The sequence below is a fragment of the Hahella sp. KA22 genome (assembly GCF_004135205.1).
Taxonomy (GTDB): Bacteria; Pseudomonadota; Gammaproteobacteria; order Pseudomonadales; family Oleiphilaceae; genus Hahella.
Genome location: NZ_CP035490.1, coordinates 1,690,297 through 1,705,134 on the forward strand (window position 1 = coordinate 1,690,297; position 14,838 = coordinate 1,705,134).

Consider the following 14,838-nt stretch of genomic DNA (forward strand, 5'->3'; position numbering starts at 1 on the left):
TCTGTCGTCGCCCGTAAGTCTTTGAAATCAAAATCGCGAGAGCATTATGAGTATTGATTGGAACGTCACTCCCGCCGCAATCTGGCGCCAGTTTAAAGGAAGCCTCCGCGCGGTCCGCGAAACAGATCCTGTTCGATTCGATGAGCTATTGAATGTTGATCGTCAGAAAGCCGCGCTACAGCGCAATACAGAGCGCTTTCTGGCAGGTAAGCCGGCCAATAACGCGTTGCTCTGGGGCTCTCGCGGTACCGGTAAATCTTCGCTGATCAAGGCGATGCTGAACGAATATTTTCCCCAGGGATTGCGCGTCATTGAGGTGGATAAAGACGATCTGATTTACCTGCCGGAAATCGTCGATGAAGTCCGCGACCTGCCTCAGCGCTTCATTATTTTTTGCGATGATTTGTCGTTCGAAGCGGGGGAGAAAACCTATAAGGTCCTGAAAAGCGTACTGGAAGGGTCTATCGAACTGCCGCCAAAAAACGTGCTGATCTACGCGACCTCCAATCGTCGTCATTTGATGCCTGAGTACATGTCGGAAAACCTGGAGGCCAAGCTGGTTAACAATGAGATTCACCAGGGGGATTCGGTGGAGGAAAAAGTCTCGCTGTCGGATCGCTTTGGCTTGTGGCTCTCTTTCTATCCTTTCAATCAAGATAGTTATCTGAATATTATCGATCACTACTTTCATGACTATACCGGCGACCGCGAAACGCTGCACAGGCTGGCTATCCAGTTCGCTACGTCTAGAGGCGGTCGTAGCGGTCGGGTGGCGTTTCAGTTCTACAAACAACATAGCGAAAATTAGTCGATGAGGTGGCGCAAGCGGCTGGCGTGGGGTGGCCTGATTACCTTGCTGACGCTTTGTATTCTGACGGGAGCGGCCTGGTGGTTTGCGCCGCAATGGCTGCCGCCTCTGGCGCAGGAACTGGCGGGCCGCGCTGGCGTTGATATCCGCAAGCTGGAAATTGGTCGTCCCGGCTGGGGAGGCTGGCGTTTACGGGAGGTCGAACTCGGTCTGGACGGCGGCGCGATCGTCTATGGGGAAAACGTCAAAATCGGCTGGCGCTGTTGCCAGAAAATTGAAGAGTCACTGACTGCGAAAGCGCAGCGGATTGTCTATACGCCAGCAGCGCAGATCTCGGAGGAGCAAAGCACGCCGGTTGCTGTCAGCGCGCTGTTGTACAGCGTGGCGCAACGTATTCCATTTATTACGGTTGACGTGGAGCAGCTGGAAGCGCCAGTGGGCGATCAGACATTGAGCGCCAGCCTGTCTCTGGAGCGGACGCCGGAAGGACTGGATCTGCAGGCTGAGACCCAATACCAGGATGCGCCGTTGTCCGTGTCGTTAAATTGGGCGGCGCCCACGACTCTCTCTCTCAGTCTGGCGAGCGATCAACGCATGACGTTAAACGCCAAGGGAGAGTTGGGCGATGACGGCGCCTGGCGTTTTAGCGGGGAACATTCTGCGGATTGGGCGGCGTTTCTCGCCTCCATTCGAATGCCGCAAGAGTCCATTACCTCACTGCAGACTTCCGGCGCGTTGCAGCTGATGTTTCCAGATGTCGTTGGCAGCGCTCCCTGGTCGTTCAACATCAAGCCCAAGTTCCAAACGCAACTGGCCCTGCAGAATATTAAGATTTCCGGCGAAACGGATATTGAGCTCAATGGAGCGGCTGCGCCGGAGACCGTCGTGATTCAGCCTTCGACTATTCTGGTTACTGTCCCGCAATGGCCTGATTCCGTTCCCCCATTACCCTCTTCCTGGCAAGTGAGTGTGTTGGAGGCGGTGCGCTGCGATCAGCTGTCTACAGAGCCGAGCTGCCCCGGCGCCCTGAAACTGGAGCTGCATTCCAAGCCAGCGTCAGACAAGGAGCCGCAGCTCAATGCGCAGGCGTCGCTGCAATACGCTGCGGCGACAAAGACCGTGGCTGCGGTGCTGCAAACCGATGCAACCCTGACTGATCGCAAATACCCGCAAAAAGTAGAGCTGGCGCTGGATGGGCAAGTTAAGTTGGGGACGGATATCCAGGTGAACCTTAAAAAAGGCGCCCGTATCGCTTGGAGCGGCTGGTCGCTTCAAGAAGCGTCAATGGAGCTTAAGGACGGAAACATCGAGCTTGGAAAAACGGCTCTGACGGTTAATACGGGAGCGTCCAAAACTCAGCCGGGGCAGGGTAAGCCCGCATTTTCCTGGAGTTTAACTACGGATGCTAAAGCCAAAGTCAGCCTATCTCACAAGGGACAAAATGCGGAAGTGAACTTGGCGGGCAGGGTGAAAGCGGATGACAAACGTATCGCGCTGGATAAAGGACAGTTGAGCGCATTGGGACTGAACAGCCCGATCGAAGTGATATACAGGACTGCGGAAAATAAAGGTTGGCTGTCTTACGATGTCGAAGGCAAATTAGCGAACTTCAACTTTATTAAATCCTATATCGCCGCTTTTCCCGAAGCATTGACGATCAGTCTTGGCAAAGTCTCCGCCAGCGGCGCCCTGAACTGGTCAATGCAAGACGCTTTGGCTATTGATGGGCGCTCGAATGTCACGCTGTCCAATTGGGGAGCGACCTATGAAGAAATTAAAGCGAAAGGCGTTAGTCTGACCTCGGATGTGCAATTCACCGGGCAGGCCGCTTCCTTTACTCAGCCGCTGCGACTTACTGTCGCCTCGGTTGACGCGGCGGATATGTTGCAGACCAGCGATGCGGCGGTGGATATTTCCGGTCGTGTGGAATACGGCAAGGGACTCACATGCGACCTGCAATTGGATCGCGCTTCCATTGGGCTTTTTGACGGCAAAGCGAGGCTGGTGCAACCAGCGAAAGTACAGTGCCCGTTGACCCACTCCGACTTTTGGGTGGAAGTCTCCAATCTGGACCTGGGTAAGCTGGTTGCGCTGGAGAGCGATAAAATCAAAGCCAGCGGCCGCATTGCCGGTCTGTTGCCGATCACCATTAAGGACGGCGGCGTCATCGCCAATAATGGCCGCATCGCGGCCCAGTCGTCCGGTTCGATAAATCTGGTGGATGTGGACTACTGGCGGGCGCTCAGCGCCGCCAATCCCAGTTTGCAGTTTGCTGTCGATGCGCTGGAGAACTTTAACTACAATTCTCTGGTCAGCCGGGTGGATTACCAACAGAATGGCGTTCTGCTGTTTGATATTGAGCTGGCGGGAAGGAGCGCGAATAAACGCTACTCCGGCGCTCCTATCGCGCTGAACGTGAATCTGCAAACCAATATCATTGATAATCTGCGGAGCATATTGGTCCCTGGCTCTATTCAGAAAAAGTTGGAAAAAGGGACTTATTAACCGTGGCGGCAGTTCAGTTTATGTTCAGCTACGGTTGCTATAGTTAACTGAAGTAAATAAGGCTTAGTTATTTGATGAATACTAAAAACTCAATATTGTGTGCGTTATGCTTACCGCTTATCGTCGCATGCGCTCCAAGGGTTGAAGTGGCGGTGCCTGACAAGCCCATCACGATTAACCTCAATGTAAAAATTGAGCATGAGATCAGGGTGAAGGTTGAGAAGGATCTCGAGAAGCTCTTCTCCGAAGAAGATGATTTGTTCTAAGCAGCGCCCCTACGTTGCGATAAAAGTAACCAAACGACCGCATACCTGTGTGTAGAGGCGCGAGAGAGGATTTCTGTATGAAAAAGATCATTCTGGCTTTATTTTGTAGTCTGTTTGTCAGCATGCCCGCGTGGGCGTTGGATTTAGACGAGGCCAAAGCGAAAGGCCTGGTCGGCGAGCAGGCTGACGGCTACCTGGGCGCAGTCAAATCTGGCGCGGAGGTTAACGCGCTGGTGTCGGAAACCAACGATAAGCGCAGTAAGAAGTACGCAAAAATTGCTGCGGAACGTGGTATTTCTGTGGACGAAGTCGGCAAGTTAGCCGGTAAGTTGCTGATAGAGAAAGCCGGCCCTAAAGATTACGTGAAAGGTTCTGGCGGCTGGGTGATGAAAGAAAAGCTCTAATCCGCCAGCAAGGGAAATAGCGGCGATATGCATCCCTCTATTTCCCGATTATTTGCTGGAGCTGGTTAAACGCTTTATCCGTCACGGTATAAGCGGCTCCAAACCCTTTCACAAAACGACCGCTGGTGATCTCCAGCTTCAGTAAGCTAAAGTCCGGCAGTTGACGCAGCATGGCGATCGTCGGACCGAATTTGTCGGCGAACCTGTCGAGCACTTCTTCGTAGTCCGCACTCCCGCGACCGACTTCCTCCACTGAGCACTGCAGTATCAATCGTAATCTGGCGAATAGATTGCGGCTTGTCTGCTCCTCTTCTATAAACAACAAGCTTGCGACAGGTGTCGTTTTCAGACAGGTCGTATGGGGCGCCAACGCGCTGACGTAGATGTAAAAGTCTCCATCCTGTCTGACGAATGGCGCATAGCTCGCCAGTGGCTCGTTGTCTTCGCTCACACAGGCGAATTGAACCGTTTTAAAACGTCCTATCAAGGCTTCTATTTCCGCCCGCAGCGCTTCCGTCTCTGTTGACAAGTCCGTCTTCCTCTTACCGTTAATCCAACGAATCAGGTGTTTCGCCTGGTCGCGAACTGTCTGTTTTCGTCAGTCAAAATGACACTTTTCGTTATTGGTGGCCCCTGGCGTTATTGCGACACTGAATCCATATTCACACCATGGAAAACCTCCACACAGAATAACAACAGGAGACGGTCATGATACCGAGAGCACTTTTCGATAGCGACTTGGAACAGTTCAGAGATTCCTTCCGCAAGTTTTTGGAAAAAGAAGCGACCCCTTTTCATCAGCAATGGGAAAAAGACGGGCAGGTGGATCGCGGCCTGTGGAACAAGGCGGGAGAGATGGGATATTTATGCCCGACGATGCCGGAGGAATACGGCGGCTCTGGCGTGGACTTTCGCTTCAGCGCCGTGATTTCCGAAGAAATTTCCCATTTGGGATTATCCGGCATTGGTTTCGGACTGCACTCGGATATTGTGGCCCCCTATATTCTTCACTACGGAACTGAATCGCAGAAGAAAAACTACCTCTCCAAAATGGCGACCGGGGAAATGGTGTCCGCCATCGCAATGACGGAGCCCGGCGCAGGCTCTGATCTACAGGGTGTGAAAACCACTGCGGTTAAAAACGGGGATCATTACGTCCTGAACGGCTCCAAAACCTTTATCACTAACGGACAACATGCGGATGTGGTGATTGTCGTCGCCAAGACCGATCCCAAAGAGGGCGCCAAAGGCACCAGTCTGTTTTTGGTGGAGAGCAGCTGGAAAGGCTTCAGCAAGGGTAAGAACCTGGAAAAAGTGGGCATGAAAGCCCAGGATACCTCCGAGCTGTTCTTTCAGGATGTCATGGTGCCGGCGGAAAACTTATTGGGCGCTGAAAACAGCGGGTTTATCGCCCTGATGCAGGAGCTTCCGCAAGAAAGACTATTGGTAGGCATCACCGCAATCTCCGCCTGTGAAGCGGCGCTCGACCTGACCATCAAATACTGCAAAGAACGCAACGCCTTCGGCAAACCGCTAATGGCGTTTCAAAACACCCGCTTCAAACTCGCCGAGCTAAAAGCGGAAGTCACTGCAGGTCGGGTCTTCCTCGACCGCTGCCTGGAACTCCATCTCGACAAAAAACTCGACGTACCCACCGCCGCCATGCTCAAACAATGGTCCACCGACCTGCAATGCAAAGTCATGGACGAATGCGTCCAACTCCACGGCGGCTACGGCTACATGTGGGAATACCCCATCGCCCGCGCCTGGGCCGACTCACGAGTACAGAAAATCTACGCCGGCACGAATGAGATTATGAAGGAGATAGTGGCTCGGTCTTTGTGAGCGGTAGGGTTATTTTGATTATCACGGAATATGTCCAGCTCCTGGATGAGTTGGGTCGAGTTTGGTTTGAGGGGGGCTCTTAAGAACATGGATTGCTGTTATCTGCGTCGACAACTGGGCAGTCCGTCACAATTCGGTTAGATGGTTCGTCCTGTAATGGGTATGACATCACCCAAATGGTGCGTATTAATAAGTAAGCCTCGGACAGTCTAGTCCTCCTCTGGAGCCTGATAATTTCGTCTGCAGTCAGGCTCCTGATTTTCCTTTCTTCTCCGTCTTCCCTTACCACGCGCGAGGCTCAGCTGGTTGCGGCTTTAACGTTTAAGATCGATGCGTCTGCAAACTCATGCCGGTTAGGTTGGTTGTGTACTATCCACTAGAGATAACGGACTAGTCCTAGGGCTAGACGGCCTGACCGATACAAAGAAATTAACAACGTTAATAGAATGCCCGGCCATGTGGGTCTAAGGTTATATGCATAGCATTTTCCGCTCTATCGAAAATGCTAAAGGACTTTGGGCCACCGCTCGAAGATACAAACTACAAAAAGGGCTGACTTATGTTTCATAAGAACAGAAAAGTTGGGGTATTTATTGGGACTGCTTTGCTAGCCAGCGCCGCGCAGGCTTCCCTACCGCCAGTGCAGGGCGCGTCTAACAGCCGTCCTATAGAAGTTCACGAACACGCCATTCCGTCTCAGCAGCAGACGGAGCTTCCACCGCCAGTGATGACGCCCACCAAAATCCATCAGAGCTTTATGATGATGGCCGCCAAAGAGATTGCGGCGGATTGCGATCCTCAGAATTTGGCTTCTCTCTCCGGGTCCGCATTGACCCAGGCCATCCAGAAATCCGATATGGGATGTATCAACGATCTGTTTCAGGCGCGCGGGGATTTGGCGCGCAATCTGTTCCAGGAAAGCAAAATGATTACGGTGGCGCAGGCGATGGCGTCTGAATCAAGCCGTTACCAGGGTGACAACACCACGGGTATGGAGCAGTTGATTCTTTATCTCCGCGCCGGTTACTTCGTGCAGTGGTATCACTCCGATGAAGTGGGTGATTACAGCAATAATCTGAAGCAGCAATCCGCCACGGCGATCACCGCGTTCATGAACCGCGCGTTAAATTACCTGCACAAGCGGGAAAACGCATCGGTCATGGGTGAAGCCTTGACGATGGTGGACAGCTCGTTGAACCAGGGCGTCTTCGTCTACGACAGCATCTATTGGCTGCAACTGCTGCAAGACAAAGCCGCGACTGAAGATGCCTATGCTCGCGCATTGAACAGCATCTTCACCATCTATTTCCGTGGCCATGGCTACGATGATTTCAAACAGAAAGTCGCCAACGATTCACGTGTCGCCAAGGCGCTGTATGATTTCATCATGAAGAATGGCGCATGGTTGAACGACGACAGAAGTTATCTGGTGCTCAACGCCACCAGAGAGCTGGGTCGCTTCCTGCAGTACGACGGCACGCGTAAGGCTGTCGGCGGTTGGGTTGGCGCGTTAATGGATAAATATCCGTTGGCGTCCGATACCGTGAATATGTGGGCGTTACTGGCTGGCGCAGTGGAACTGAACGATCCGGAAAACTGCAGCGAATATGACGCCTGTAACGTGAAGCAACGGGTCAAGGAAGTAGTTCTTACGATTCGTCACGACTGTAGTCCGACGATTACCGTGAACGCACAGGCGATGTCCACCAAAGAACTGGCCTCCGCCTGTGAAACGCTGGGCATGCGTGAAGAAATCTTCCACGACATGTTGAAGACCAATAAACAGCCGGTTGCTGATGACTTCAACGACAAGCTGGAACTGGTCGTGTTTAAAAACAGTGGCGCCTACGGCGATTTCGGCTGGCTGCTGTTTGGCATAGACACCAACAATGGCGGTATGTATCTGGAAGGCACGCCTTCCGATCCTAATAACCAGGCGCGTTTCATCGCTTATCAGGCGGATTACGCCCCGGGCGAGCATCGGGTATGGAACCTGGAGCACGAGTACACGCATTATCTGGATGGACGCTTTGACCTGTACGGCGATTTCAACACTGGCATGAAAGTGCCCACCGTATGGTGGACCGAAGGTCTGGCGGAATACGTGTCCAAGCTGAAAGACAACCAGGGAGCGGAGGATGTTGCTCGTCGCGAGAAAGTGGCGCTGTCCAAGATCCTGCGCAACACCTATGACGATGGCGTTGACCGTATCTACCGTTGGGGCTACTGGTCCGCTCGTTACATGCTGGAGCAACGTCCCTCGGACACCGCCCAGATTCTTTCCTGGTTCAGAGCGGGTGATTACGAGAGCTTCGAAGCCTGGTTGAACTCCACTGGTCAGCGTTACGACGAGCACTTCGCCAACTGGTTGGCGGCGGTGCTGGAAGGCAACGACGATGGCGGAGATGACGGTGGCGATGATGGCGGAGACGACGGTGGTGATGACGGCGGCGACGATGGCGGTGATGATGGTGGCGATGACGGTTCCGACGATCCGCGCGCACTGGAGCCCGGCAAGCCCAAGTCACTGACTGCGGGCGCAGGCAGCCAGGCGTACTACTTCATGTTCGCGCCTCGCGGCACGGATCTGCTGCATTTGCTGACTCGCGGCGATAATGGCGATGTATCCGTTTACGTGAAGCACGACGGCTGGCCGACAACGACAGACTACGACCAGAAGTCTACTTCCGGCGCCGCTGACAACAACATTCAGGTTTCCTCACCTGAAGGCGGTACTTATTACCATGTGCTGCTAACGTCCACATCCGGCTACAGTGATCTGTGCGTGACCGTGGGCTTGAATGACGCGCCAACTGACTGTGGCGACACCGGCGGCGGCGATGATGGCGGCGGCGACTCCTCTGATGGGCCTGAGCTGTTGAGCGGTAAGCCGCGCAGCAACCTGGAGTCCGCTCATGGCGAGTATTATTGGTTCTATGTTCCTGCGGGAACCCGCGCCTTTGAGTTGAACACTTGGGGCGGTCGCGGCAATGTCGATCTGTATGTGCGTAACGCAGGCTGGCCAGACGCCAGCACTTACGATGACTTGTCCGCCAGACGCAGCAACAACGAAAGAATCGTAGTGAGAAATCCTAATGTCGGAACCTACTACCATGTGTGGTTGAAAGCTGACGGCGGATACAGCGGCGTTAACCTGCAGCTGACTCTACGGTAGTTGAAGCCTCCAGCGCAGTCACCCTGGCTGCGCTGGCAAGCTTGAACACCCTTCCTTATTGTCCGGGCGTATCGTGCGCCCGGTTTTTTTTATCCCCGTATGTATGAGCTGAGGCTCATTACTCCGCCCCTCTCAGTTCGATATCAGACCCACGGCAAAGTTTTACAGTTCTTTACAGCTTATAAAACGACTGTTTCAAACAGGTGTTTTAAACTCTGTGCTATTGGTTAAACGGTAAGTGGGAATCCATTCGGGAGGCGTTATGAAGAACATCCTGCAAGGTGCGGCTCTGGGATTAATACTAGCTGGTTTTTTCGCAGGCAGTGTTCAGGCGCAGGAAAATCTCACGGTGAACGTTGACTCTGATAAGTCGTTCTCAGGCGCTTATCAGGTGGGAGAAGACCGTGTGGAATTCGCCAGCATTCTGGGGCGGGACGCCTTGGTTAAGGTCAGCGTCAATGTGAACGGCGCGGCCCGTGAAGCATCGGTATATCTTGAGGCGGGGGATATACAGAGCGGCAGTGCGAAACGGCTCAGCAACAAAGAAGAAACGTTGATATTTGACGCCGCCAATGCGCTGGCGGAATACCTCTCCGCCAGCCGTGAAGATATAGAAAACCCTGCGCTAATGCTGGTCGGCGTAATGGATTACTGGTCCAGCCGTACTCATTGAACTGGTCTGAATCAAGACACGCCGGCATCAGAATTTAATAATGGGGCCTGAGCCTCCGGCTTGGGTTCCTTACGCGATTCGGTGACTTCCTGCTGTAGGGTTTTGACTTGATTCGTCAGGGATTCCACCTCTTTGTTTTTTCCCGCCAGATTTTTGCTCAACGTCGTGTTCTCTTGAGTCAACGCTGCGTTTTCCTGACTCAACGTTGCGTTGGACGTTTCCAGTGTTTTTACTTGCGCCGTTAGGGACTCGACCTGCGTTGTCAGCGCCGCCTGTGCGGTGTCGCTTTCTTGTCTTTGGGCGCCTTGCGTCGCCAGCGCGGTTTTTATTTCCTCTAACTGAGCGGTGAGGCTTTGCTCGCGTTCATTCGCGGCGGCGATATCCGCGTTGCTGCGTTCCAGCGCATCTGTCGCTTGCTGTAAAGAGGCGGCCGTATCAGCGAGTTCACTGGCTAATGTTTCGATACGGGCGGTTTGCTGCTGAATGAGTTCTTGCTGCTGGGCGAGGGCGCCTTCCAGCTCTTTTTGCTTGCTCGCCAATTCGGCGTTTTCCGACGCTTTGTCTTGCAGTTGTTGTTGTAATGATGCGGATTCATTTTGCGCGCTGGTCAGGCCTTGCGTCAGTTCGCGCGTCTTGGTCTCGCTGGCGTTCAGGCTGCTTTGCAGGGTGGACTTCTCTTGCTGTAATTGCGCTTTTTCTTTGCGTAGTCCTTGCAGTTCCGCGCCTGTGCTACTTGCTTCCGCCCGACTGCTGGTGAGGCTTTGATTAAGCTGCTCGTTACGTCGTGCTGACTCCGTTAACGCCGTCGTCAGGCGCTGGGCCTGGGATAACAAATTATCCAGCTCGCCGCGCACGCTTTGCTGGCGCTCTTGCAGTTGGAAGACGAGATAGCCGACGGCGACGAAGATGACGATAGCCGGAACAGTCAGCAAGGCCTGCAAACGCCCGCCTTTCCTGGCGGCTTGCGCCGCAGCCTGCTGCGCCGCCAGTTGCGTCTCTACCCCTCTCATGCGCTGATCGATATCACGCTGGCGTTCTTCCATGCTGCGCTCACGTTCTTTCAGCGTTTGTTCTTTGTCGCGTAAATCGTTGGCTTTTTCATCATTGCTTTTGGCGCGCTGCTTAGACTGCTCTTCCTGGCGGGTCAGAGCCTGCTCTTTGCGAGTCAGGTTCTGCTCGCGCATATCGAGAGAGCGCTGCTTACGCTCCAGGGCCCGCTCATCATTACTTTGCATTGCTCCAGGCTCCGGCTTATTTATCAAACTGTTATAAACAGTGTAGCCAATGCCCGGGAACTTGCCCTTAAGGGGTCAATGAAGACCAGGCGCTGTCGCAAAAGATATCGATATAGTGCGTTGGCGGCTTTTTCACGCGACCGGCCAGCCAGTGGCGAGCGTAATCCTGCGCAGGGCCGATCAACAGAGAGTGGTAAAGATCGAAGGGAAGGGCGCGGATCTGGCCGTTTTCGAGATAAGGGGTAAACCAGTCTTTCAGATAGGTGAAATGCCGCTTGTTATCCTGCTTGAGTTTCTGCTGTTGCTCTTCACTGAGCGCTTCTCCTCGGGAGCCGAAGATATAGCGCGCCCAGTCAGGGTTTTGCGTTATCCATTCGATATAAACGCGCACGACGGACTTCACGCCTTCTTCGGCGGTTTCGCATTCGGCGAGCGCATCTTTTAGCTGCGCGAAATGATCTTCCATACCCAGCATATACAAGGTGGCGGCGATAGCTTCCTTACTGCCGAAATGGTGATAAACGCTGCCCACGCTGGCGCCGGATTCCGCGCGGATCATATCAATGGTGGTCGCAGCGATACCGTGTTGGGTGAAACACTTTAACGCCGCATTGAGAATGTCGTCACGGCGACTTTTGGAGCGGGTGCTTGAAATCTTCATATTGGAACAATATTCTAGAATAACATTCTAATTTATCAGGAGGCTGTTATGACTGCCGCAGCGGCTGCTCCATCGGAACAGGCGAGTTCCACGCTTCGTTTATATCACTCTTTTGCGCGTCTTCCTTTGGGCGCATGGCTGTTCAGCCGCGCACTGTGCATTAAAGCTCCTTATTTTAGCAGCATTCGGCCACGCATACGGCAGCTAAAACCAGGACTGTCCGAGTGGGAGATCAAGAACCGTCGTAGTGTGCGCAACCATCTTGGAACGGTGCACGCGCTGGCGATGGGCAACTTGGCGGAGTTGTGCGCGGGAACGCTGATGGAGGCGTCATTGCCGTCGCGCCTGCGCTGGATTCCCAAAGGCATGCAGATTGAGTACCTGAAAAAAGCGACGACGGATCTGGTGGCGACCGCCGTGATTGCTGATCCAAAGACGTTATCTCCGGGAGATTATGAGGTGGAAGTCATGGTGAAAAATACGCACGGCGAAGCCGTGTCGCGCGCAGTGATCACCATGTGGTTGAGTGAGAAAAATCAACATCGTTAGCTGCTAGACATTAGCTGCTACAGCAAACAGGAGGCTCAGCATGGACATCATGCAGGTCGGAAACAAGATTCTAAATGAACAGCCTTTCAGCCGCTTATTGGGCGCCCGATTGGAGAGACTGCAACCGGGCTTTGCGCAGTTGGAGCTGGATATCAAACCGGAGTTCTTGCAACAGCATGGCTATGTGCACGGCGGCGTCATCAGTTATCTGGCGGACAATGCGCTGACGTTCGCCGGAGGCAGTCTGTTCGGTGACGCGTTAACGGTGGAGTTTAAAATTAATTACCAACGACCGGCGCAAGGACAGCGGCTTATCGCCAAAGCGAAGGCGGAAGCTTCAGGTAAAAAAGTGGTGTGCTGCACTTGTGAAATTTACTGCCTGAATGATGCGGAAGAATTTCTGTGCGCCTCCGCGCAGGGAACCGTGCTTGGAAAAGTCTGAGTCATTGACGCGTCGTTACAATGCGATGTAGGCGGCGCGTTAGTCGGTCTAACTTGTGAATAAATCACGTAAAATCGACCTCTCAGGCGAATAATCGCTTGCCTCAAATCTTTTTTTGTACATACTTGCCAGTCAATTGAACTATCGCTTGATATAAGGTGCGGAATTATCTTTTTTCGCGAAAAAAAGATAGAAAAAACGCATTCTTATTGGGCGTTTTCTAGACAAATTGTACTTTCCGATTACATTTAAAGAGGAAGTGTTTCCTCTCTCCTTTGCTTAATTAATTTGGGGTGACAAGATGGCGACCAGCAAAAAAGGCAAAATCGGCCTTGATCGACTCTTTGACAAGGCTATTGAGGAATTGCGCAGCGCGCAAGACAAACTCAACACTCATGTGGGCCAATGGGTGACTAAGGCTGAAGCTGACCTGAAAGTGGATCAGTCTTTGAAAAAAGTATTCGCCCGCATCGAAGATCTGCAAAAGAAACAGATCGATAACATGCATAAATGGCAGAAAGATTTCGAAGCGAGATTCGCCGCTGTGCTGGATTTCCAAAAGCAAATGCTGGAAGCCATTATGCCTGTTGGTAAAGCGCCTGCCGCCGCCAGTAAAACCGCCAAGCCTGCAGCCGCTAAGCCCAAGGCCGCCGCCAAGCCGGCCGCGAGCAAAGCCGCTAAAGCGCCAGTTGCGAAGAAACCTGCCGCAGCCAAGAAGCCAGCCGCTAAGAAACCCGCTGCGACGACCGCTAAGAAAGCGCCAGCCGCCGCCAGCAAAGCCGCTTCTACCGCATCTGCGGCTAAAACCGCTGCGGCAAAACCTGCGGCCAAAAAGCCAGCCGCTAAGAAGCCTGCTGCGAAGGCTGCAAGCACAGCTAAAACTTCCACTACCGCCAAGAAGCCGGCCGCTAAAAAACCTGCAGCTAAGCCTGCTAAACCAGCCGTAGCTGCAAAGAGCGCAGCGGACAAAGCCGCTGATGCGAAGCCGGCGGCAGCGGACAGCAAAACTGCATCGACAACGGCAACTAAGCCAGCAGCGAAAAAACCTGCAGCTAAAAAGCCCGCCGCCAAGAAGCCTGCTGCGAAGGCTTCAAGCGCAGCTAAAACTTCCACTACCGCTAAGAAGCCAGCCGCTAAAAAGCCTGCGGCGCCGCGTAAAGCCGCCGCCAAGAAACCGGCTGCGCCAGCAGTGAAGGAAGCGGCTCCAGAAGCGCCCAAAGCGACGACTGAGTCGACTTCAACGCCGGCAGCGCCTTCCACTCCCAACTCCGAAGCATAAGCTTCGTCGAGAGGAAGACGCTTCCCATAGCAAACGGGGCCGCAGTTAGCGGTCCCGGTTTGTTTGACCAGACTAAATTCGCTCAGTCCCTCAACTTGAGCGCGCCGACAACCCTCTGACAACAATCTGGATGGCGGACTTTGACCCCGCTCAGCATTCTTTATCAAGATGAATGGCTCGTCGCCATTGATAAACCTTCCGGCCTTTTGGTGCATCGCAGTGAAATCGATCGCCATGAAACTCAGTTTGCAATACAGCTGCTTCGCGATCAGATCGGGCGTCGGGTGTACCCGTTGCACCGCCTGGATAAGCCGACTTCCGGCGTTCTCCTGTTTGCGCTGGATTCCGATACTGCAAAGACGTGTGGCGAGTCCTGGGAGTCAGGCGTCGATAAAACGTATCTGGCGATTGTGCGCGGCGCTCCCGCAGAAGAAGGGACCATCGACAAACCGTTAAAAGAGCCTTGGGATCGTTTGGGCGACCGTAACGTCAGCAAGGACAAACCGGAACAGCCGGCGGTAACGGATTATCGGCGTTTGGCGACGTGTGAGTTGCCTTATGCGGTGGATCGCTATCCCACTGCGCGTTATTCCCTGGTCAGAGTGCATCCGCAAACTGGCAGACGCCACCAGATTCGTCGCCACTTCAAATCGCTGTCGCACCCTCTGATCGGCGATACCAGTTACGGGAAGAGCGTGCATAATCGCTTCTTCGCTGAGCAATTCGGCGTACAGCGTCTATTATTGCATGCGGTGGAAATGCGTTTGCCCCATCCCCACAGCGGCGAACCTCTGACAATCTGTGCGCCACTGACGGGAGAGGTATTGCAATTGCTGGAATCTCTGGACTGGTTAAATTCGATACCATTGGAGTGGCGAAAATTTTAATCAAAACCTGTATCATTGGCGCGCTCCCTGGGTATAGCGCCCGCCTGCGTCATTTTCTGATATTCCCGCCTGCCTGTGAGTAACAGTGCGTATGGTCTATTGGGGGCCT

The 14,838-nt window shown here is 53.5% G+C and carries 14 protein-coding genes; 11 read left to right on the plus strand and 3 right to left on the minus strand.

Annotated elements, in window-relative coordinates; translation table 11 throughout:
- Positions 1-46: 46 nt before the first annotated feature.
- The 4 genes from EUZ85_RS07515 to EUZ85_RS07530 all read left to right on the plus strand — a co-directional run bounded on the left by EUZ85_RS07515 (position 47) and on the right by EUZ85_RS07530 (position 3,983).
- The gene (locus EUZ85_RS07515; RefSeq protein ID WP_127968711.1) at positions 47-808 is read left to right on the plus strand and encodes an ATP-binding protein; all 762 of its coding nucleotides are present in this window, start codon (positions 47-49) and stop codon (positions 806-808) included.
- A 3-nt stretch (positions 809-811) separates the two neighbouring features.
- Positions 812-3,313 (plus strand): YdbH domain-containing protein, encoded by a 2,502-nt coding sequence (locus tag EUZ85_RS07520; protein ID WP_127968712.1) that lies wholly within the window; start codon positions 812-814, stop codon positions 3,311-3,313.
- A 74-nt stretch (positions 3,314-3,387) separates the two neighbouring features.
- Complete coding sequence (locus EUZ85_RS07525) at positions 3,388-3,579, plus strand: YnbE family lipoprotein (protein WP_041598940.1); 192 nt, start codon at positions 3,388-3,390, stop codon at positions 3,577-3,579.
- Positions 3,580-3,656: 77 nt separating this feature from the next.
- Positions 3,657-3,983 carry a YdbL family protein gene (locus EUZ85_RS07530; RefSeq protein ID WP_127968713.1) on the plus strand — a complete coding sequence of 109 codons (327 nt, stop codon included), beginning with the start codon at positions 3,657-3,659 and terminating at the stop codon, positions 3,981-3,983.
- A gap of 37 nt (positions 3,984-4,020) precedes the next feature.
- Here the strand turns inward: EUZ85_RS07530 and EUZ85_RS07535 are convergent, their stop codons facing one another.
- Complete coding sequence (locus EUZ85_RS07535) at positions 4,021-4,512, minus strand: HugZ family protein (protein ID WP_164887200.1); 492 nt, start codon at positions 4,510-4,512, stop codon at positions 4,021-4,023.
- Positions 4,513-4,691: 179 nt separating this feature from the next.
- Here EUZ85_RS07535 and EUZ85_RS07540 point away from each other — a divergent pair, with 179 nt between their 5' ends.
- From EUZ85_RS07540 to EUZ85_RS07550, 3 genes are all read left to right on the plus strand, one after another.
- Positions 4,692-5,828, plus strand: a complete 1,137-nt coding sequence (locus EUZ85_RS07540; protein ID WP_127968715.1) for an acyl-CoA dehydrogenase family protein — start codon at positions 4,692-4,694, stop codon at positions 5,826-5,828.
- A gap of 559 nt (positions 5,829-6,387) precedes the next feature.
- Positions 6,388-9,003, plus strand: coding sequence for a M9 family metallopeptidase (locus tag EUZ85_RS07545; protein ID WP_127968716.1), 2,616 nt, complete (start codon positions 6,388-6,390; stop codon positions 9,001-9,003).
- Positions 9,004-9,265: 262 nt separating this feature from the next.
- Entirely contained in the window at positions 9,266-9,676 is a 411-nt protein-coding gene (locus EUZ85_RS07550; RefSeq protein ID WP_127968717.1) for a hypothetical protein, read from the plus strand.
- Between the two features lie 11 nt (positions 9,677-9,687).
- Here the strand turns inward: EUZ85_RS07550 and EUZ85_RS07555 are convergent, their stop codons facing one another.
- Both EUZ85_RS07555 and EUZ85_RS07560 read right to left on the minus strand, forming a co-directional pair.
- The gene (locus tag EUZ85_RS07555; protein ID WP_127968718.1) at positions 9,688-10,911 is read right to left on the minus strand and encodes a hypothetical protein; all 1,224 of its coding nucleotides are present in this window, start codon (positions 10,909-10,911) and stop codon (positions 9,688-9,690) included.
- A gap of 67 nt (positions 10,912-10,978) precedes the next feature.
- Complete coding sequence (locus EUZ85_RS07560; RefSeq protein WP_127968719.1) at positions 10,979-11,572, minus strand: TetR/AcrR family transcriptional regulator; 594 nt, start codon at positions 11,570-11,572, stop codon at positions 10,979-10,981.
- 48 nt (positions 11,573-11,620) lie between these two features.
- Here EUZ85_RS07560 and EUZ85_RS07565 point away from each other — a divergent pair, with 48 nt between their 5' ends.
- The 4 genes from EUZ85_RS07565 (at position 11,621) to EUZ85_RS07580 (ending at position 14,729) form a co-directional block, all read left to right on the plus strand.
- Complete coding sequence (locus EUZ85_RS07565; RefSeq protein WP_127968720.1) at positions 11,621-12,121, plus strand: hotdog fold domain-containing protein; 501 nt, start codon at positions 11,621-11,623, stop codon at positions 12,119-12,121.
- A gap of 40 nt (positions 12,122-12,161) precedes the next feature.
- Entirely contained in the window at positions 12,162-12,563 is a 402-nt protein-coding gene (locus EUZ85_RS07570) for a PaaI family thioesterase (RefSeq protein ID WP_127968721.1), read from the plus strand.
- A 301-nt stretch (positions 12,564-12,864) separates the two neighbouring features.
- A complete protein-coding gene (locus tag EUZ85_RS07575; protein WP_127968722.1) occupies positions 12,865-13,842 on the plus strand; it encodes a transcriptional regulator in 978 nt (325 codons plus the stop codon).
- Positions 13,843-13,982: 140 nt separating this feature from the next.
- Complete coding sequence (locus tag EUZ85_RS07580) at positions 13,983-14,729, plus strand: tRNA pseudouridine(65) synthase TruC (protein WP_127968723.1); 747 nt, start codon at positions 13,983-13,985, stop codon at positions 14,727-14,729.
- Positions 14,730-14,838: the final 109 nt, after the last annotated feature.

What these genes read in the sequence shown, in the direction of transcription:
- EUZ85_RS07515 (WP_127968711.1), top strand. Translation starts at nt 47, where the DNA reads ATGAGTATTGATTGGAACGTCACTCCCGCCGCAATCTGGCGCCAGTTT.
- EUZ85_RS07520 (WP_127968712.1), top strand. Translation starts at nt 812, where the DNA reads ATGAGGTGGCGCAAGCGGCTGGCGTGGGGTGGCCTGATTACCTTGCTG.
- EUZ85_RS07525 (WP_041598940.1), top strand. Translation starts at nt 3,388, where the DNA reads ATGAATACTAAAAACTCAATATTGTGTGCGTTATGCTTACCGCTTATC.
- EUZ85_RS07530 (WP_127968713.1), top strand. Translation starts at nt 3,657, where the DNA reads ATGAAAAAGATCATTCTGGCTTTATTTTGTAGTCTGTTTGTCAGCATG.
- EUZ85_RS07540 (WP_127968715.1), top strand. Translation starts at nt 4,692, where the DNA reads ATGATACCGAGAGCACTTTTCGATAGCGACTTGGAACAGTTCAGAGAT.
- EUZ85_RS07545 (WP_127968716.1), top strand. Translation starts at nt 6,388, where the DNA reads ATGTTTCATAAGAACAGAAAAGTTGGGGTATTTATTGGGACTGCTTTG.
- EUZ85_RS07550 (WP_127968717.1), top strand. Translation starts at nt 9,266, where the DNA reads ATGAAGAACATCCTGCAAGGTGCGGCTCTGGGATTAATACTAGCTGGT.
- EUZ85_RS07555 (WP_127968718.1), bottom strand. Translation starts at nt 10,911, where the DNA reads ATGCAAAGTAATGATGAGCGGGCCCTGGAGCGTAAGCAGCGCTCTCTC.
- EUZ85_RS07560 (WP_127968719.1), bottom strand. Translation starts at nt 11,572, where the DNA reads ATGAAGATTTCAAGCACCCGCTCCAAAAGTCGCCGTGACGACATTCTC.
- EUZ85_RS07565 (WP_127968720.1), top strand. Translation starts at nt 11,621, where the DNA reads ATGACTGCCGCAGCGGCTGCTCCATCGGAACAGGCGAGTTCCACGCTT.
- EUZ85_RS07570 (WP_127968721.1), top strand. Translation starts at nt 12,162, where the DNA reads ATGGACATCATGCAGGTCGGAAACAAGATTCTAAATGAACAGCCTTTC.
- EUZ85_RS07575 (WP_127968722.1), top strand. Translation starts at nt 12,865, where the DNA reads ATGGCGACCAGCAAAAAAGGCAAAATCGGCCTTGATCGACTCTTTGAC.